The organism is Romboutsia sp. 1001713B170131_170501_G6 (genome assembly GCF_015668195.1).
In the GTDB taxonomy this organism is placed as follows: domain Bacteria; phylum Bacillota; class Clostridia; order Peptostreptococcales; family Peptostreptococcaceae; genus Romboutsia_C.
The window spans coordinates 531,037-550,285 of the sequence record NZ_JADPFC010000001.1; the positions used below are offsets into that span (position 1 = coordinate 531,037).

Here is a 19,249-nt window from a genome sequence, read left to right on the forward strand (position 1 = left end):
TCTTTTTTATTTTGAAAATTATTGAAATAAAGTATTATATGTATTACTATATATAACACAAATAATACTTTATTTTAGTTTCAAATTATTTTAAAATCGAGGTGTTTTAATGATTATTAATTTAAATTTTGAAAGTGAAGTTCCTATTTATTTACAACTTAGAAATGAGATTGTAATAGGAATTGGTAAGGGGGAATTTGTTCAGGGAGAAGGTATTCCTACTGTTAGACAAATGGCTGAGGATTTAGGGATTAATCCTATGACAGTTAATAAGGCTTACGGTCTTTTAAAAAGAGAAGGTTTTATTACAATTGATAGAAGGCATGGGGCTAAGGTTAATTTACTTTCTGGTGGAAAGTTAGAGTTTAAGGAAAAGTTAGAGGAAGACTTGAATTTGGTTATATCAGAAGCTAGTATCAAAGGTGTAAAAAAAGAAGAGTTTATGGATATGTGTGAGAATATATTTAATCTGATGAAATGTGTGTCCTTAGATAGTAAATAGGGGGGGGAAGAAAATATATGAAGAATTTTATCTTAATGCCTGCATTTATTATGATTATAATTATGGTTTATTTTACAATGAAGAGTGCAGCTAAACCAAGCAGAAATATATTGTTTGGAGTTACTCTTCCAACGCAAGCTTTAAGTGATGATGCTATTTTAAAGATGATTGATGATTATAAGAGAATAACAAATATATTTACATTAGTAATTATATTAACTGGATTGCCAATAGCTTTTATAAATAAGGAACTTTTATCAGTTTTATATTTGCTTGCTTGGAGTTTAGTTACGGCAGAATGGTTAGTTAAGCAACCTTATATACATATGAATAGAAAGCTTAAAAAGTTGAAGAAAGATAATGAATGGTTTATTGGTGAAAAAAGAGTTGTAAGTATGGATACTAAAATTAGTAGGTTAAAAGATAAGATGCCTATACCTAATAAGTATATTCTTATACCTTTTGGTATATCTTTGATTCCACTCATTATATCTATAGTTAAATATGATGAAGATTTAAAGTATGCAACTTTTACAGCATTTATATTAATGATTGTATTAGTATTATTGTATTTTGTAGGATTTAGAAGTAGTAATAAGCTTAGATTAAAAGTGTATAGCAAAAATAGTGATATTAATTATATTTTGAATAAAGAAGAAAAATACTTAAATTCAATTTTTTGGTTTATTACATCTCTAACTTCAAGTATAATTTTCTTGTTTACATATTTAGTAATTTATGAAGTTATTAATGTAAGTTATTACGTTATAACTATTATAGCTATTTTAGGAGCTATAATAGTAATTATAGCTCCTATTTATACTAATAATAGGATAAAAAATTTAGAAGAAGAGCTACTTAAAATAGATAGGGAAGTTATTTATACAGATGATGATGAATATTGGATAGATGGATATAAATATTACAATGAAAATGATCATAACTCAAAAGTAAGACCTAGATTTGGATTTAATGTATATACTTATAATTTAGCTACTAAAAAAGGGAAAATATCATATTATTCAGGATTTGTAATATGTGCGGTGATTTTTATACCATTGTTTTTTAATTTATTAAGTATGGAACTTACTAATCATAAGATTACTATATCAAATGAAAGTATAAGTGTTGATTACCCTTCTTATGATTATGAATTTAGTGTTAATGATATAGAAGATATTAAATTAGTAGATGAGGTTAGTTTTAAACTGAGAACTAATGGTATAGGCACTGATGAATATTGTAGAGGTAATTTTAAATCTAGAGAATATGGAAAGTGTAGGGTATATATTTATAATAATAGTAAACCATATATCATTGTAAAATTGAAAAATAACTATTTTATATATAACGAAAAAACTAAAGATGAGACTATGGATGTATATAATAAGTTAATAGAAAAATTATAAAATCATTATATGTATATAAGGTATAATGATGACAATGTAAGAATACTTAGATGGATAAATAAAAGTAAATTTTACTCCCATACCTAAGATGAATTTCTTGGGTATGGGAGTTTCTTATGAAATTAAACCACACTACATTCATAGATATTTATCCAAACTGCTTGTGCTAATAATATAAAACTACAAACCCATACAGCCTTAGTACTTATAGCAATAGATATTAAAGTACCTGGAATAGCTCCTAATGCAAAGGAGAAAGTAAGACATGCAAAAATAATTAACTTTCTTATGGAATTTTTACTTTTTTCGTCTAATGCATTATATAATAATTGACCAACATTTCTAATATTTCCTGTACATATAGTTGTGTTAAATGCAACACCAAGGCATTCTCTAAATAAACATAGCTGATATCCCATAAAAAAAGAAACCAAATTAGTAACAATAATATCCGGGCAAGAAGTAGGTATGAGTCCTATAAAGAATAGTGCAATTGATTCTAAAATCAGGGCTAGTTTTCTCCAGTCTCCTTTGAATTTATGTATTATAAGTATAGCTTTAACTAGCTCACTAAATGCAGCACCTAATATACAAGCAACAATTGGAATAAAGTAGCTTAGTGCATCTTGCCACTGACCAAGTGCTATGTTAATTCCTAATTTAGACATATTAGCAGTGTGCATATTAGCTAATATATGATTTCTTGTAATGTAGGTATATCCATTCATATACCCTCCAACAATGGTTACTATCATTACAAATATAGGCTTTTCCCAAGGAGGGACTTTCTGTTTTCTCTCATTATTATTTTTCATATAATTTTACCTCTTGACATGTAAATATCACTATTAATGATATATATATTATACCCTAAATTATGATAGTTCTTTAAAAATAAATTATTAGCATTACTAAAAGCATTTAGTCTTTTAACTTACGATATTTGAAAATTACAATACAGAATAAAAGCGTAAAGACAACTTACATATTTATATGAAGAAGAATAAGTTACTAATAAAGACTTTATATTAATGGAGGTATTTGTATGGGATATTATGTTAAAGTAGAATCAAATGTAAAACTTTACGTAGAGGATCTTAACCCAGAGGGGAAGAATACAATAGTATTTTTGCACGGGTGGCCTGGTAGTCATAAGTTGTTTGAATATCAGTTTAATCAACTTCCTAAAATGGGATATAGATGTATTGGTATAGATCAAAGAGGATTTGGTAAGTCAGATAAGCCTTATGGAGGTTACGACTACGATAGATTGTCAGACGATGTTAGATGTGTAGTTAATGCATTAGGGATACATAATTTTACACTGGCAGGACATTCAACTGGAGGAGCTATAGCTATCAGGTACATGTCTCGCCATAAAGGATATGGAGTATCTAAACTTGCTCTTTTTGCTGCAGCAGCTCCTAGCCTTATCAAACGTCCAAATTTCCCATATGGTTTAGAAAAAGATGCGGTTATCAAAATTATTGAGGGAACATATACTGATCGTCCTAAAATGTTGAGTGATTTTGGTGACATTTTTTTCTTTCAGTATATAACTAAACCATTCTCTGATTGGTTCTTGCAATTAGGCTTACAGGCATCAGGTTGGTCAACAGCAGCTATTGCAAATACTTGGATAAATGAAGTTTTATTTACTGATTTAGGAGCAATTAATGTCCCAACTTTAATTATTCATGGAATTCATGACAAAGTTGTTCCATTTTCACTAGGCAAAGTACAAAATCAAAGTATTAAAAACTCAAAGCTTGTACCATTTGAATTTAGTGGTCATGCATCGTTTTATGATCAGCAAGAGAGATTTAACGAAGAATTGGTAAAATTTATTGAAGAATAAAGTTTTGTAGAAGTAAATCTAGCATGGTATTGTAAAAATATATAGAACTTTCATGAGATTGTTGAAATTGATGAGGCTATTAGTAGTAGGATTATTTAAGATGAGTAAGGGGTATTTGGTAAGTGTTAAGGGTAAGAGATTAAATTATAGGATATATAAATAAGGAGGAACGATTCGTTCCTCCTTATTATATGTAAAATAGAATTTACCAAGTTGATTTTTATGAGAATTTAACAAGTCTTAAGCATACTGCAAGTATTTTTGGCATACTAGTTACATCAATTAAAATTTATAAATAATTTTTTAATTTATTCTTGTTTTCATTGTATTTAATTATAGGTTCGGTGTAATATCTATCACATTTTAAAGCATCAAATACCATATTCATTAAAACTAATTTATACTCCTCATCATAACAATATAAACACAATCCTTCCTTTTTTAAAACATAAGAAATAGGAAATACCTCCATAACAGTATTTTCAAGATGTAACTTTACAAAAGACTTATTATCTATGGCATCTTCAATTACTTTATATACATCTTTTTTATCAATACTTTTGTCTTCATCTAAGTCTATTATATATATTTCTTCTAGTTTTTCTAATATTTTATTACATCTATCAGAGTCAACTAGCTTGAATTTTTCAATAAGATCTGTCTTTTTTAAATCTGGTTTTATATGCTGAGAAATATATAGTGACAATATTAAATCTTTATAATCATTGTCAGTTAGTATATATTTAGCTATTATATAATTTCTATCTATCTCTATTCCGCCATTTACACCTCGATATGAAATTATAGGAATACCTAAGAGTGATAATTTATCTAAATCTCTCTGTATAGTTTTTTCACATACATTAAACATCTCTGCTAAATTTTTTATTGTAGTTTTAGAGTTGATTTTTAATAGATAAAAAAGTATTTCTAATAATCTCATATCTTTCTCCTTTTAATCAATTACTTATTATTTTTTAGCCACTCAATAGCACAATAAGCATGCATTGCTGCTCCTGTAACCATTATGTCCTCATTAAATACAACTTTATTATTATGCATAGGAAGCCCATATAGTGGATTTTCTTGTTCAGTACCTGCACCTAGCATAAAATAAACACTTGGAACTTCGTAAGAGTAAGATGCAAAATCTTCAGAACCCATACCTCCACCTTCAAATGAAACAACAGATTTTTCTCCAACTAAATCTTTTACATAGTTTCCAAGTTCATTAGCTAAATTTGTATCATTTGTAAGAGGTGGAACAGAAGATAATTCTATAAGTTGTGCTTGTCCTCTAAACATTTGTGCTGTTGAAGTTACTATTTCACTCATTCTATTAAATATAAATTCGCCTAATTCCTTATCTAAACTTCTTATTGTACCTTCCATAACAACTTCTTCAGGTATTATATTTGGAGCATCTCCACCAGCAAATTTACCAATTGTTAGTACTGCTGGTTTAGTTGGAGATATTTCTCTACTAATTATCTCTTGTAAAGATAAATATATATGAGAAGCAATATTTATAGGATCTACGCCTGTTTCAGGAAGAGCACCATGGCATCCAGTTCCTTTTACAACTATTCTAAATCTAATACATCCTGCTATACTAGTTCCTAATCCATATAAAACAACATTTGAAGGTGTTCCAGAGTGAACATGCATAGCCATAGCAGCATCAACTTTAGGGTTTTCAAGTACACCTGCTTTTAACATATTTTTAGCCCCAGTAAATCCTTCTTCATCTGGTTGGAATACTAATTTAACTGTACCTTCAATTTGATTTTGGTTTTGTTTAAGTAGTTTAGCTGCTCCTAAAAGCATTGCAGTATGCATGTCATGACCGCAAGAATGCATACATCCATTTGTTGATTTAAAATCACACTCAGTAAATTCCTCCATTGGAAGTGCATCCATATCTGCTCTTAACAAAAATGTTTTTCCTGGTTTATTTCCTTGTATAGTAGCTATTATACCACTTTCACAAATTTCCTTTGGATTATACCCAAATGATTTTAATGTATTTATTACAAAAGCCTTTGTTTTAGGTAATTTAGCCCCAACTTCTGGGTTACTATGAATTATTCTTCTATAATTTACTATCTCATCTTTTATTAAATCTGCTTGTCTTATAAAGTCATTCATATATTTGCACCTCTTTATTAATTTTGATAAAAAATTTGCTTATTTTGTATTTTTCACTATATATAGTAAAAAATTCTTTAAGATATAAAGTGTTTTTTTTAATATAAACCTTAAATAGGACATATATAGTCTGTTTTATAGATATTATTTATTTTTGTAGATAAAGTTAATAGTCAATTAAATTTTTAGTGTTTTATATTGAAGACATATAACTAGTAAGATAATATAATTGGTAAGATAAGACAAATTATAAATGGGGAGAAAAACATGTTTACAATAATGATAATTGATGATAATGAACAATTACAAAATGAAATAGGGAATCTACTAATAACAAATGGATACTCTATCTTAAAACCAAAAGACTTTAATCAAATACCACAAATAGTAAAAGAAAATAATCCAGATTTAATTTTATTAGATATAAATTTACCTAATGATGATGGATTTAAAATATGTACAGAAATACGTAGTTTTTCAAAAGTGCCAATAATATTTATAACAAGTAGAAATACAAATATAGATGAACTAATGGCAATTACCTTAGGTGGAGATGATTTTATTACAAAACCTTACAATACTCAAATACTATTAGCTAGAATAAATGCTCTTATTAAAAGAGCTTATCCAAATGATACTAACATGGATATAGTTGAGTATAATAATTTAAAACTAAATATTTTATCAAGTACAATTGAGCACAATGGAAATAGTGAAGAGCTTACAAAAAATGAATTAAAAATACTATATTATCTATTAATAAATAAAGGAAAAATTGTATCAAGGGTAGATATTATGGAGTATTTATGGGATAGTTCCATGTTTGTAAATGACAATACACTTACAGTAAATATTGCAAGGATAAGAAATAAATTAGAAGAAATAGGTCTAAAAGATTTTATAAAAACTAAAAGAGGACAAGGTTATATAATATGAGTTTAAAAGATTACTTAAAAAGTAAATTAGGAACAATATTATTAAATACTATAACCTTAACAACTTTATCTACTTTTCTTTTAAGTGTAGGTAATGAGTTTGAAGTTATAATGACAATAGGAATTACATGGATTACTGTTTTATTTATATACATTATGTATGAATATAAAAAAAGAAAATCTTATTTTGAAATTATAGAAAAATGTGTATCAAATATAGATAAAAAATATTTAATAAGTGAAGTATTAGAAGTTCCACCATTTGTGGAATCAATACCTTATTATTATTTATTAAAAAAATCAAGTAAATCAATGAGAGAAGAAATAAATAAAGAAAAATCTAGACTTAAAGATTATAAAGAGTACATAGAGCAATGGATTCATGAAGTAAAAACGCCTATATCACTTATAAAATTAATAGAAGAAAACAACAGAACGACAAAATCATCAGCAGTGCTTATGCAGTTAGAAGAAATAGATAGATATGTGGAACAAGCTTTATTTTATGCAAGAAGTGAAGATGTAGATAAAGATTACCTTATAAAAGAAATAAGCTTAAAAAATTGTGTAAACAGTGCAATTACAAGAAATAAACAAGGATTTATTTTAAATAATATAGACATTGAAATAGATAATATAGATAAAACAGTATATTCTGATAGCAAATGGCTTGAATTTATTTTAAATCAGATAATAGTAAATGCTATAAAATATACAAATGATAAAGAGCCAAAGGTAAAGGTATATGCAGTTGATATAAAAAATGGAATTAAATTGATTGTTGAGGATAATGGAATTGGTATACCAAAAGATGAAATAGATAGAGTATTTGAAAAAGGGTTTACAGGAAATATAGGAAGAGTAAATAGTAAATCTACGGGTATGGGGCTATATTTATGTAAAAAATTATGTGATAAATTAGGGCTATTAATAAATATAGAATCAGAAATTAATAATTATACAAAGGTAATAATAACTTTTCCTAAGGGAAGTTTTTGCAAATTTTAGTTATAGTAATGTTACAACAATGTCACCTAAAAGTAATATTAAATCGAATCTAGTATGTGGAATATAAGTTAAAATATCATTGGGGTGATAATAATGGATGAAATATTAAAAATAAATAAAATTGAAAAATATTATGGTAACAAAGGAAATATAGTTAAAGCAGTTGACGATATAAGCTTTAGCGTGAAAAAAGGCGAGTTTGTAGGAGTAATGGGACCATCTGGTTCAGGAAAGACAACATTATTAAATATGATAGCTACTATTGATGATGTTAGTTCAGGAAACATTTATTTAGATGGAAAAGATTTAACTGAAATAAATCCAAAAAATATAGCAAAGTTTAGAAGAGAAAACTTAGGATTTATATTTCAAGATTTTAACTTACTAGACACATTAACTATTCATGAAAATATAGCATTAGCACTTACTATAAATAAAACTAAAAAAAGTGAAATAGATGATAAAGTGTTAAATGTATCAAGAGAACTTGGAATAGAAGATTTACTTTCAAAATATCCTTATGAAGTATCAGGAGGACAAAAACAAAGAACTGCTTGTGCAAGAGCATTAGTAACAAATCCAAAACTTATATTAGCTGATGAGCCAACAGGTGCCCTTGATTCTAAATCAGCTCAAATGTTAATAGAGATGATGTCAAATTTAAATAAAGATTTAGAGGCAACTATATTAATGGTAACTCATGATTCATTTACAGCTAGTTATTGTGATAGGGTATTATTTATTAAAGACGGTAAGATATTTACAGAGTTAGTAAGAGGTGAAAATACACGTAGACAGTTTTTTAATAAAATACTAGATGTAGTTGCATTATTAGGTGGTGATGTAAGAGATGTACGTTAAATTAGCCAAAAGTAATGCAAAAAAATCTATTAAAGATTATTTAATTTATTTTATAACTATAACAATATGCGTAAGTTTGTTTTATGCAATTACATCACTTTCTAGTTCTAGTTATGAACTAATTACAGAAAAATCTTATAACTTTAGAAATTTAAAATTAATATTACAATACTCAACTTATATAATAACAGCAATTCTTATTTTACTTGTATCTTATGTAAATAAATATATGATAAGAAGACGTCAAAGAGAATTTGCCACATATATATTACTTGGAGCAGAACAAAAAAATGTTGCACTTATGTTTTTTAGTGAAACACTTGTAATTGGAATTTTGGCTATAATAGCAGGAATATTTGTAGGAACTTTATTTTCTCAAGTAATTACAGCCATAGTTTTAATAAGTGCAAAACAAGAAGTAGTATTTACCTTTAAATTGTATATTGATACAGTGATAATTACATTTATATTCTTTGTATCTATGTTTTGTTTAATAGGATTATATAATATAGTAGTTTTAAGAAAAATAAAACTTATAGATATGTTAAATGCACATAAACAAGTAGAGTTTCAATTTAAAAGAAGCGCTAAGGTGTATAGTGTAGTATTTGCATTATCAATAATTTTATATATTATATGTGGTTTTTGTACTTATAAAATAATAAATAGTAAAATAGATTATAGTATAGAATCAATGATATGTATAGCCATATCACTTTTTACATTTATAATGGGGACTTATGCACTGTTTTACTCTATTGCTTATATACTAATATACATAAAAAATAAGTGTATTAATTTTAAATATGAAAAAACTAATTTATTTTTAATAGGATCAATAGTATCTAAAATAAAAACAGCACCCATATTAATGGCTACTATATCTATGACATTTTTAGGAGCTATGATAAGTTTTATAATTACACTTGTAATGGCACAGTGGGCAATGGGATATTTACATATGAGAGTTCCATATGATATAGATATAAGAAATTATTATCACTATAGTTTTTTAAAAGAATCTAATATAAGTAATATTAAAGAATTACCTAAATTAGATTATAGCGAAGTGATAGAGTATTTAAATGATAAGGGCTATGATATAGATAGTTACTGCCAAGTAGAAAAATACTTTATAAATAAAGATGATTTTTATAATATAGATAAAAATAATGAGGCAACTGTAGCTATAAGATTAAGTGATTTTAATAAACTAAGAAGTATGTTAGGATATGAAAAAATAGAGCTTAAAAATAATGAATTTACTACACAATGGTACAGTACCATTAATGATGAAGAAATAAACAATTATATAAAAGAAAACTCTCATTTGAATATTAATGGAAAAACTTTTAATATTAGTAAAAACTCAAATTATAAGGAATCTATTGGAGAAGGCTTTTATAGCCCTTATATAGACAATATTATAATACTACCAGATAAAGTATGCGATAATCTCACTTTAGCAGAAACAAACTTTGTAGCTAATATTAACGATGAAATGAGTTATGAAGAAGCTAATGATTTCCAATATAATTATGTTAGGGATTGGTTTAGAAAAAATAATGAGGAATTTGTAAAAAAGTATAGTAAAGAACATGATGTAACATTTAGTGTAATTAATACAAGAATAAAATCATCAGAAACTAATACTATTTTAAATATGACTTTAGCTATGAGGATTCTTGGAATATATTTAGGAGTAGTACTTCTTATGATAAGTTTGACTATTTTATCACTTAGCCAACTTTCTGAATCTATTGAGCATAAGGATAGATTTAGTGTACTTAGAAGATTAGGAGTTGAGGATAAAGAGATAAATAAGATTATTTTAAAGCAAATTTCAATATATTTTATAGTTCCTATAGCTATAGCAATGGTTGGGGCTATAATCTTTATATATAATTATTATATATATTATAAGGATGTAATTACGACTTATGTTGGTGATACCACATTTATCTTGAGTATAATTGTTGGAGTTGTTTTAATGATAGGAGTTTATATATGTTACTTTGTAGGAACATATTATACTTTTAAGAGAAATATTAATAATTAATTTAATCTACATTAATGTTATTTAAATAAAGGGGATATGTTAGTACAAAAGGTATTGGTTATGCTATTTAAAGTAGGATTATTTAAGATGAGTAAGAACTATTTGGTAAGTATTAAGGACAAGGGATTAAATTATAGGATATATGGATAAGGAGGAACGAATCGTTCCTCCTTTTAATTTTGTATAAAATATAGGTATTTAGAAATTGAAATTTACCAAGTTAATTTTTATGAGAATTTTATAGGTTTTAGGCATTTAAAGGGTTTTAGGTATGTTGGTAGCATTTTTGGTAAAAATCAATTTTGAAATACTATTGTAGAAAGTAATATGATAATATTTAATGTAAGTAAGATTATATAAAGTAGTATAATCTTACTAATAAGCAATATATAAGGAGATAAGTTAATGAAATTAAATAGAAATGATGAATGTTGGTGTGGGAGTAAAGTTAAATATAAAAAATGTCATATGCAATTTGATGAAAAATTAAATAAACTAAAAGAAATGGGATATGAAGTTCCATCGCATAAAATTATAAAAACTAAAGAGCAAATAGAGAAAATAAAAGAAAGTGCAAAAATAAACGATGCTGTACTAGATGAAGTAGCAAAGCAAATAAAAGTAGGTATGACTACTGAAGATATAAATAAAATAGTACATGAGTTTACAATAGCTCAAGGGGCAGTGCCAGCACCTCTTAATTATGGTGGATTTCCCAAAAGTGTATGTACTTCAATAAATGATGAAATATGCCATGGAATACCTAGTGAAGATATAGTTCTTAAAGATGGAGATATAATAAACGTAGATGTTTCAACTATATATAATGGTTATTACTCTGATGCATCTAGAATGTTTATGATAGGAAATGTTAGTGAAGAAGCGAAGAGATTAGTAGAAGTAACTAAAGAATGTTTATATAAGGGAATAGAAGCTGTTAAGCCATGGGGACACTTAGGTGATGTTGGTTATGCAATACAACAACATGCACAGGCTAATGGATATTCAGTAGTTGAAGATTTTGGAGGCCATGGAATAGGGCTACAGTTCCATGAAGATCCTTTTGTTTATCATTATGGAAATGCTAATGAAGGAATGATTTTAGTTCCGGGTATGGTATTTACTATAGAGCCTATGATTAACCAAGGAACATGTGATTTATACATTGATGCAGAAAATGAATGGACTTCATATACCGAAGATGGAAAATTATCTGCTCAATGGGAGCATATGGTTTTAGTTACTGAAGATGGAATTGAAATTTTAGCTAAGTAATTTGAAAAAATGATATTAAGACAAATACATTAGAAATAGATTAAACACTTACATAGAGCATTTTGACTTTATTGTGATTATTTAAGATGAGCAAGGACTATTTGGTGAGTTTTAAGGGTAAGATATTAAACTATAGGATATATGGATAAGGAGGAACGAATCGTTCCTCTTTGTTTATGCGGTAAAATATGAATTGTTAGAAATTAGAATTTGCCAAGATGATTTTTATGGGGATTTCATAGGTTTTAGATATGTTGGTAGTATTTTTAGTTGGTAAATTTATATGATAATAGAGATATTAAAGATTTAATGGTAAACAAATTCTTTACCAATGAACATAAAAAATATCTGAATGTTATAATAGTTTAAACTAATAAACGAAGGGCAGATGAATGCATATGAAATACCAACATATAATTGAAGTTAATAAAGATCTTTGTATTGGATGTGGACTTTGTAAAAATGATTGTCCAGTAAATAATATAATTATAGAAAATAAAAAATCAGTAATTAAAAATCAAGACTGTCTAATGTGCGGTCATTGTGCAGCGATCTGTCCAAAAGAAGCTATTACACTGACAGGATTTGATGAGCCGCCAATAGAACTTACAAATAAGCCAAACTTAGACCCAGACGAATTACTAATGGCAATTAAAGCTAGAAGAAGCATTCGTAAATTCAAAAATAAAGAAGTTTCGTCAGAAATTGTAAAGCAAATTATTGAGGCAGGTAGATATACACCTAGTGCTAAAAATTCACAAGATGTATCATATATTGTTTTAGGTGAGAATAAAGGAAAATATGAAGAAGTTGCAGTGAAACTTTTTAGAAGAATAAAGCCAATTGCAAGCCTTTGGATGAAAGATGCAAAAGAAGTTACAATTGATGACAACTTCTTTTTCAAGAAGGCTCCTACAGTAATACTGGTAGTATCAAAAAATGAGACTAATGGTTCACTTGCAGCATCAAATATGTCACTAATGGCAGAGTCTTTCGGACTAGGTGTATTATATAGTGGATTTTTCTCAGATGTAGTAAAGTACTCACCAAAATTAAGAAAACTTTTAAATCTAAAATCTAAGGAACATGTAGTTGCAACCCTAGTAATTGGATACCCAGATGTTAAATATAGACGTACTACACAAAAAGAGGCAGCGAATGTTAGATATTTATAAGCGATGGAGGATTTTATGGAAAAAGAATGTCAGCAGAGAATACAAGAAATAACATCTAAATTTAAAGGATGTCGTAAAGCTATTTCAGCTATGGGTGATGAAACTAGACAGTTGATTTTAATTACGCTTTTAGAGAGTGACTTTAATGGTATACGAGTGGGAGAAATTACAGAAAAAACACATCTTTCTCGTCCTGCTGTATCTCATCATCTTAAAATATTAAAAGAAGCAGAAATTGTTAATGTACGTAGAGAAGGAACGAAAAACTATTATTATCTTGATTCAAAACAATCACAATGGAAATCACTAACAGAACTAATAAACCTTATATTTATTGGAATACAACATATTGGTGAAAATGATGTAAGAAAAGGTGAGTAAACCAAAGTGATTTAGCAAAAAACCAGTAAAATTAACTTTACTGGTTTTTATAATGGTTTAAACGATAAAAATGTATTATTCTAAATAGTACCTTTCTTTATTTTGAGTATTATTTTTATACTCAATAGCCTTAGTAGGGCAACCACAAATACATGCCATACAATGAGTACATTTATTTCCCCAAACTGGCTTTTGATTTTTTAAATTAATATTATTTAGAGGACATAGTTCTACACATTTTCCACAGCCAATGCATTTATCAGTATAATGAAATCCTTTGGCATGAACAAATATCTTATAAAAAGCCACATTTGTTATACCACTTTTAATTGTACCGCCTAAGCCACTAGGGGTAATGGTTTTAAATTCATTTTCATTATTTATATCAGAAATAATTTTATATATTTGTTTATCTGCTTCTTTAATAATTTGTTTTGATGTTTCTTTATCTGGTGCAGAAAATAAAGCTATATAATTTTCTGGCATTTTAATTTCTGTCATACCTTTTAGTTGCCATTCTTTATATTTACATAGCCTTTGAATATAATTTATAGCTTTTGCTGTATCTCCTCCACAAGTCATTACAAAGTAAACTTTGTTATTTCCTAAAAATTTTGTTTTTTTTATAAAATCAGTAACCACTATTGGCAATCTCCATGCATAAGTAGGACATACGAATATGAATGGTTTATTTGTTGATATTAATTCATCTGTTTTTTCTTCTTTTATAAGTTGATTTAATGATATTAGTTCATCATTTAATTCTTGTGCAATTTTGCGAGCTACATATCTGCTATTACCAGTACCGCTAAAATATAAAATCATAATTATATCTCCCTAACTATTTTTATTTTAACTCTTAATCCTTTTGTTCTAATAAAGTAATTTATGGATATATTGGATTATAATAAATATAAAATTTACTAGTTAAAAAAATTATAGCACATTAATATTTTTTATATTTATTGGTAAAGGATTTGATTACCATTAAAATCTACAAAAAAGCATATTGGCTAAAAGTCAATATGCTTTTTCTTATTGTTTAATTTAATTTATTATATAAAAGAGTAGACAAACTCAAAAGAAATATTAGTTGGAAGAATTATCAAATAATTCTAATATAGAGTTATAATACCCTAGAAAAGATATGTATTTTAAATACAAGAAGAAAATAAATCTATAGAAACTATTGTATAATAGTAATGCTACAAAATGAGTAGATAAAAGATTGTTATAGTAACTAAAAATGTATACTAATAAAAAATAAAAAATACAAATTTAAGATAAAAAATATATAATAGTATCTATTATTATATATATGTGTTATAATAAATATTGTAGAGATACAAAAGCAAGTCAAGAATATCTTGATGCAGGTTCAATAGGAGAAGTTATATGAATAACGGAATAGTAAAATGGTTTAATAATGAAAAAGGTTTTGGATTTATATCAGTTGAAGGTGGAGATGATGTTTTTGCTCATTTTTCGGCTATACAATCAGATGGATTCAAATCATTAGAAGAAGGTCAAAAAGTAAGCTTTAATATAGTTAAAGGGGCTAGAGGTCCTCAAGCAGAAAACATAACTATATTATAATATATACATTGTTATTAGAAAGATTCCTTAGTGGGGTCTTTTTTATATTTATAACAGTATAAAGAGTTGAATATAATATTAATAATAATATTTAATATAGAAAATAATTTAAACTTAAAATCTACATTACTAGTAAACTTTAAATAAAATACTATATTAGTATACAGTACAGCTTTATAAAGATAAATCTAGTTAAATAGGCTAAGTTTTATTTTCATATATAAAATAAAAGAGGAGAGATAAAAGCATGTACAAAATTGGAGAATTTATTATTTATAGTAATTCTGGATTATGTGAAGTAGAGGATATAGGTCCACTTAATATTTCAGGTATTAACAATAAAAAGGATTATTACACTCTAAAACCAATATATGAAAATGGAAAAATATTCACACCAATAGATACAGATGTATTTATGAGAGCAATTTCTACGTATGAAGAAGTTCAACAATTAATAGAGGGTATTTCTTACATGGAAGAAATGGACTGTAATGAGAAAAATGTAAATTTATTGCAGTCTAAATATAAACGCTTTATTAAAAACTATGAGTGTGTAGATTTATTAGCTGTAATATTAGGTGTTTATAAGAAGAAATATAATGGAAAAAAACTAGGTCAAGTAGATGAAAAGTTTATGAAATTAGCTCAAGGATTAATTAATGATGAATTTTCAATTGCCTTAGGAATATCTAGAGAAGAAGTAGAAAAATATATTAAAGAAAAAGTTAGAGATAGACAATACAATAACTAAAAATATAACTATTAATATTTATATAGATATATATACTAGAATATTATCTTTAATAATACAATTGTGGATTTGATTGTTGAGAATCGTCTCCACTATTGAAATCCACGAAAATACATTGACAATTTTGTCAATGTATTTTTGTTTTAGTATATAAAGATTTTAATAAAAATAGTATAATTAATTTTAAGGGCATTTATTACAAATAGGGGGAAGTAACATGAGAAAATATAATAAAAATATGGGATTATTTTATCGGGAGTAGTAATAGCTACGACTACACAAATTACAACACTATCATATGCATTAGAAGACGATAAAATCCAAACTAAACTAGAAAAAAACATAGAAGAAAAAGTTACACAATCTTCTGATTATGCAAAATCAGAGGTTGTAAAAGTAACAAATGAAGAAGAGTTAGTAGCAGCATTGAGAAATGAAAATACAAAAATAGTAGATATAAAGAATGATATATTCATAAAGGGAGATTCAGAGTATGCATTCCATATAGACATACAAGGAAATGAAAAAGAAATAAAAGGAAATGGACATACAGTAAGTGGTAGCCAAACAGGTGTATCACTGAATACATATACAAATACAAAAATAGATAATTTAAAACTAAATCAAGTAGGAATATCTAATGGTTATAGAGTTAATTTAGATATAGTAAACAATAGTGAAATAAACAATGGAAGTACAAATTTTTATGGGAACGTTACATTAGAAAATGTAAAAGTAAATAACACAATAATAAATAGTAACGAAAACTTAGTTATAAATTCAAGTAAAATGAAAAATAGCTCAATTAAACATTATGGCTCTAAGGGTACAATGGCAAATATAATTAATACTGAAATAAATGGTAGTAAGGATATTGTAGAAGCTGGCAATAAAATCGATAAAACATCAATATATTCAAGAGGAGGTAATATAGAATTAGAGAATGTAAGAATAATAAATCCAGGAAAGCACGCAATATATGCAGCAGGAAGTCACTCACCATATATAGTTGAACAAAAGATAAGAATAAAAGGAACATTAGAGATAGATGGTGCACAAAAAGAAGCAATATTTTTGAAGATGGAAGATGGTAGTAATAAAAATATACCATTAGAGCTATATATAGATGGAGATATAAAGCAAAAAGGGGATACATATACAGTAAAGGCAGAAAATGAAGGTACATGTACGAAGGTATATTATGATGATAGCAAAATAGAAAAAGGAACTGATAAATGGTCAAATTCGTATTACAATACGAAAAATAGAGAAGGAAATAAGCCACAGCTTCCTAATCATGAAAATCAATTTGTAGTAGTAACAAATGAAGTAGAATTACGAAAAGCATTAGAAGATCCAGATGTAAAAGCAGTATACATAGGGAATGATATAGTCATAGATGGATATCCAAACCGTTGGAATGATTTTAAAATAAAAGGAAATGAAAAAGAAATAAAAGGAAATGGATTCACAGTAAGGAATACCCTAGGATCAAATTTCTTATATGCATATGCAAATACAAAAATAGATAATTTAAAGCTAGATAGAGCAAGAATATTCACTGTAGAAGGAAAAAAAGTAGATATAGTAAATAATAGCGAAATGAACAATTTAGCAATAGATTTGGATGGAAATGTATCATTAGAAAATGTAAAACTAAATAACACATCAATATATGGTACTGGGAATTTAGTTGTGAATTCAAGTAAATTAAAAAATAGCTCGATTTCAATATCAGCTTATAAAGAAAAAGTTGGAATAGCGAAGATAATCAATACTGAAATAAGTGGTAGTGAGATATATGCTGATGCACCAATAAATTTAGGTGGAGGTAGTGTAGAATTAGAGAATGTAAAAATAACAAATCCAGAAAAACATGCAATATATGCAAAGGGAAGACAAGAAGCTAGGGGTAAAATAAGAATAAAGGGAACATTAGAGATAGATGGTTCAAAAAAAGATGCAATAGTTCTGAAAAAAGGCGATAATAGTAGTACAGATAATCCAGTAGAGCTATATATAGATGGAGATATAAATCAAAAAGGAGATACATACACAATAAAGGCAGAAGATGAAGGTAAATATACTAGGGTATATTATGATGATAATAAAATAAAAAAAGTAATTGATAAATGGTCGCATACTTATTATAGTACGAAAAATAGAGAAGGTAATGAACCACAATCTGTCGTATATGAAAATAAGCTAGTTGGAGATGATAGATATCAAACAGCTGCAAAAGTAAGTAATGAAGGGTGGACTAGTGCAAATGACGTAGTAATAGTAAATTCAAATTCAATAGCAGATGCACTTAGCGCAACACCATTTGCAAAATGTGAAGATGCACCAATACTTTTAACAGGACCAGATAAATTAAATAGTGAAACTAAAAAAGAAATATCAAGACTTCAAGCTAAAAATATTTATGTAATAGGTGGAGAAAGCTCTGTATCAAATTCAGTTATAAAAGAACTAAAGTCTATGAACCTTAGTGTAGAGAGGATAAGTGGAAAAGATAGATATGAGACATCTTTAGCGGTGGCTAAAAAATTAAATGAATGGTCATCACATATACAAGAAATAGCAGTTGTTAATGGAGTAACCGGACTTCCTGATGCAGTAAGTATTGCACCAATTGCAGCTGATAAAGGTATGGCAATAGTATTATCATCACCAAATGGGGGAACTAAGATATTTAACCAATATATAAAAGATAATGAGGTATCAAAATCTTATATTATAGGAAGAGAAACATCTATATCAAATGAAATCGCTAATAAACTACCAAACCCAGAAAGATTAGGTGGAATAGATAGAAATGAAACTAATGCAGCTATATTAGAAAAGTTCTATACAAGTGAAGAATTAAATAACGTATTTGTTGCTAAAGATGGGATGAAAAATCCTAATGATTTAGTAGATGCACTTTCAGTAGGAGTATTAGCATCTAAAAAAGATTCACCAGTAGTTATAGTAGGAAAAGATTTAAATGATAAGCAAGAAAGTTTACTATCTAAAAAACAACCTAGTGAGATAACTCAGGTTGGTGGAAATGGAAATGAAAATGCATTTAATAAATTAGTAAATATGTTTAAGAATTAATTTGGAGATAATATTATAATCGTGGGTATTATTCTTACGAATCGTCTTTAACATTGAAATTTACGAAAAAGCTATTGATAAATTATCAATAGCTTTTTAATTTTATATAAAAAATATATCTCTAGATAATAGAAAATAGTTGTTATTTTTCACATTATAAATAAGTTTTTGTTTATTTATTATTAATAT

17 protein-coding genes are annotated in these 19,249 nt (G+C 26.8%); 13 read left to right on the forward strand and 4 right to left on the reverse strand.

Features of this window, described 5'->3' with window-relative positions; genetic code table 11:
* Positions 1 to 109: 109 nt before the first annotated feature.
* Positions 110 to 502 carry a GntR family transcriptional regulator gene (locus tag I4U89_RS02695; protein ID WP_195938126.1) on the forward strand — a complete coding sequence of 131 codons (393 nt, stop codon included), beginning with the start codon at positions 110 to 112 and terminating at the stop codon, positions 500 to 502.
* 17 nt (positions 503 to 519) lie between these two features.
* Positions 520 to 1,911 (forward strand): PH domain-containing protein, encoded by a 1,392-nt coding sequence (locus I4U89_RS02700; protein ID WP_195938127.1) that lies wholly within the window; start codon positions 520 to 522, stop codon positions 1,909 to 1,911.
* Positions 1,912 to 2,033: 122 nt separating this feature from the next.
* Here I4U89_RS02700 and I4U89_RS02705 read toward each other — a convergent pair whose 3' ends face one another.
* Positions 2,034 to 2,726: a YoaK family protein gene (locus I4U89_RS02705; RefSeq protein WP_195938128.1), complete on the reverse strand. Its 693-nt coding sequence runs from the start codon at positions 2,724 to 2,726 to the stop codon at positions 2,034 to 2,036.
* A gap of 230 nt (positions 2,727 to 2,956) precedes the next feature.
* Between I4U89_RS02705 and I4U89_RS02710 the strand changes: the two genes are divergently transcribed.
* Positions 2,957 to 3,769: an alpha/beta fold hydrolase gene (locus I4U89_RS02710; protein WP_195938129.1), complete on the forward strand. Its 813-nt coding sequence runs from the start codon at positions 2,957 to 2,959 to the stop codon at positions 3,767 to 3,769.
* 289 nt (positions 3,770 to 4,058) lie between these two features.
* Here the strand turns inward: I4U89_RS02710 and I4U89_RS02715 are convergent, their stop codons facing one another.
* Complete coding sequence (locus I4U89_RS02715; protein WP_195938130.1) at positions 4,059 to 4,712, reverse strand: helix-turn-helix transcriptional regulator; 654 nt, start codon at positions 4,710 to 4,712, stop codon at positions 4,059 to 4,061.
* Between the two features lie 20 nt (positions 4,713 to 4,732).
* Positions 4,733 to 5,917 carry a M20 metallopeptidase family protein gene (locus I4U89_RS02720; RefSeq protein ID WP_195938131.1) on the reverse strand — a complete coding sequence of 395 codons (1,185 nt, stop codon included), beginning with the start codon at positions 5,915 to 5,917 and terminating at the stop codon, positions 4,733 to 4,735.
* Between the two features lie 267 nt (positions 5,918 to 6,184).
* Between I4U89_RS02720 and I4U89_RS02725 the strand changes: the two genes are divergently transcribed.
* From I4U89_RS02725 to I4U89_RS02755, 7 genes are all read left to right on the forward strand, one after another.
* Positions 6,185 to 6,853, forward strand: coding sequence for a response regulator transcription factor (locus I4U89_RS02725; protein WP_195938132.1), 669 nt, complete (start codon positions 6,185 to 6,187; stop codon positions 6,851 to 6,853).
* Complete coding sequence (locus I4U89_RS02730) at positions 6,850 to 7,860, forward strand: sensor histidine kinase (protein WP_195938133.1); 1,011 nt, start codon at positions 6,850 to 6,852, stop codon at positions 7,858 to 7,860. Before I4U89_RS02725 ends, I4U89_RS02730 begins: the two co-directional genes overlap by 4 nt.
* A 93-nt stretch (positions 7,861 to 7,953) precedes the next feature.
* Positions 7,954 to 8,721: an ABC transporter ATP-binding protein gene (locus I4U89_RS02735; protein WP_195938134.1), complete on the forward strand. Its 768-nt coding sequence runs from the start codon at positions 7,954 to 7,956 to the stop codon at positions 8,719 to 8,721.
* Positions 8,711 to 10,780 (forward strand): FtsX-like permease family protein, encoded by a 2,070-nt coding sequence (locus tag I4U89_RS02740; RefSeq protein WP_195938135.1) that lies wholly within the window; start codon positions 8,711 to 8,713, stop codon positions 10,778 to 10,780. The genes I4U89_RS02735 and I4U89_RS02740 overlap by 11 nt, the downstream gene beginning before the upstream one ends.
* A gap of 405 nt (positions 10,781 to 11,185) precedes the next feature.
* Positions 11,186 to 12,055, forward strand: coding sequence for a methionyl aminopeptidase (locus tag I4U89_RS02745; RefSeq protein WP_195938136.1), 870 nt, complete (start codon positions 11,186 to 11,188; stop codon positions 12,053 to 12,055).
* Positions 12,056 to 12,453: 398 nt separating this feature from the next.
* A complete protein-coding gene (locus tag I4U89_RS02750) occupies positions 12,454 to 13,230 on the forward strand; it encodes a nitroreductase family protein (protein ID WP_195938137.1) in 777 nt (258 codons plus the stop codon).
* A 15-nt stretch (positions 13,231 to 13,245) separates the two neighbouring features.
* Entirely contained in the window at positions 13,246 to 13,611 is a 366-nt protein-coding gene (locus I4U89_RS02755; protein ID WP_195938138.1) for an ArsR/SmtB family transcription factor, read from the forward strand.
* Between the two features lie 75 nt (positions 13,612 to 13,686).
* On the opposite strand, the gene I4U89_RS02760 is transcribed toward I4U89_RS02755, so the two are convergent.
* Entirely contained in the window at positions 13,687 to 14,436 is a 750-nt protein-coding gene (locus I4U89_RS02760; protein WP_195938139.1) for an EFR1 family ferrodoxin, read from the reverse strand.
* Positions 14,437 to 15,006: 570 nt separating this feature from the next.
* On the opposite strand from I4U89_RS02760, the gene I4U89_RS02765 reads away from it, so the two are divergent.
* The 3 genes from I4U89_RS02765 to I4U89_RS02775 all read left to right on the forward strand — a co-directional run bounded on the left by I4U89_RS02765 (position 15,007) and on the right by I4U89_RS02775 (position 19,060).
* Entirely contained in the window at positions 15,007 to 15,207 is a 201-nt protein-coding gene (locus tag I4U89_RS02765) for a cold-shock protein (RefSeq protein ID WP_166505180.1), read from the forward strand.
* A 247-nt stretch (positions 15,208 to 15,454) separates the two neighbouring features.
* Positions 15,455 to 15,958, forward strand: coding sequence for a CarD family transcriptional regulator (locus tag I4U89_RS02770; RefSeq protein WP_195938140.1), 504 nt, complete (start codon positions 15,455 to 15,457; stop codon positions 15,956 to 15,958).
* A 426-nt stretch (positions 15,959 to 16,384) separates the two neighbouring features.
* Positions 16,385 to 19,060, forward strand: a complete 2,676-nt coding sequence (locus tag I4U89_RS02775) for a cell wall-binding repeat-containing protein (protein WP_195938141.1) — start codon at positions 16,385 to 16,387, stop codon at positions 19,058 to 19,060.
* The last annotated feature ends 189 nt before the right edge of the window (positions 19,061 to 19,249 follow it).

What these genes read in the sequence shown, in the direction of transcription:
- I4U89_RS02695 (WP_195938126.1), top strand. Translation starts at nt 110, where the DNA reads ATGATTATTAATTTAAATTTTGAAAGTGAAGTTCCTATTTATTTACAA.
- I4U89_RS02700 (WP_195938127.1), top strand. Translation starts at nt 520, where the DNA reads ATGAAGAATTTTATCTTAATGCCTGCATTTATTATGATTATAATTATG.
- I4U89_RS02705 (WP_195938128.1), bottom strand. Translation starts at nt 2,726, where the DNA reads ATGAAAAATAATAATGAGAGAAAACAGAAAGTCCCTCCTTGGGAAAAG.
- I4U89_RS02710 (WP_195938129.1), top strand. Translation starts at nt 2,957, where the DNA reads ATGGGATATTATGTTAAAGTAGAATCAAATGTAAAACTTTACGTAGAG.
- I4U89_RS02715 (WP_195938130.1), bottom strand. Translation starts at nt 4,712, where the DNA reads ATGAGATTATTAGAAATACTTTTTTATCTATTAAAAATCAACTCTAAA.
- I4U89_RS02720 (WP_195938131.1), bottom strand. Translation starts at nt 5,917, where the DNA reads ATGAATGACTTTATAAGACAAGCAGATTTAATAAAAGATGAGATAGTA.
- I4U89_RS02725 (WP_195938132.1), top strand. Translation starts at nt 6,185, where the DNA reads ATGTTTACAATAATGATAATTGATGATAATGAACAATTACAAAATGAA.
- I4U89_RS02730 (WP_195938133.1), top strand. Translation starts at nt 6,850, where the DNA reads ATGAGTTTAAAAGATTACTTAAAAAGTAAATTAGGAACAATATTATTA.
- I4U89_RS02735 (WP_195938134.1), top strand. Translation starts at nt 7,954, where the DNA reads ATGGATGAAATATTAAAAATAAATAAAATTGAAAAATATTATGGTAAC.
- I4U89_RS02740 (WP_195938135.1), top strand. Translation starts at nt 8,711, where the DNA reads ATGTACGTTAAATTAGCCAAAAGTAATGCAAAAAAATCTATTAAAGAT.
- I4U89_RS02745 (WP_195938136.1), top strand. Translation starts at nt 11,186, where the DNA reads ATGAAATTAAATAGAAATGATGAATGTTGGTGTGGGAGTAAAGTTAAA.
- I4U89_RS02750 (WP_195938137.1), top strand. Translation starts at nt 12,454, where the DNA reads ATGAAATACCAACATATAATTGAAGTTAATAAAGATCTTTGTATTGGA.
- I4U89_RS02755 (WP_195938138.1), top strand. Translation starts at nt 13,246, where the DNA reads ATGGAAAAAGAATGTCAGCAGAGAATACAAGAAATAACATCTAAATTT.
- I4U89_RS02760 (WP_195938139.1), bottom strand. Translation starts at nt 14,436, where the DNA reads ATGATTTTATATTTTAGCGGTACTGGTAATAGCAGATATGTAGCTCGC.
- I4U89_RS02765 (WP_166505180.1), top strand. Translation starts at nt 15,007, where the DNA reads ATGAATAACGGAATAGTAAAATGGTTTAATAATGAAAAAGGTTTTGGA.
- I4U89_RS02770 (WP_195938140.1), top strand. Translation starts at nt 15,455, where the DNA reads ATGTACAAAATTGGAGAATTTATTATTTATAGTAATTCTGGATTATGT.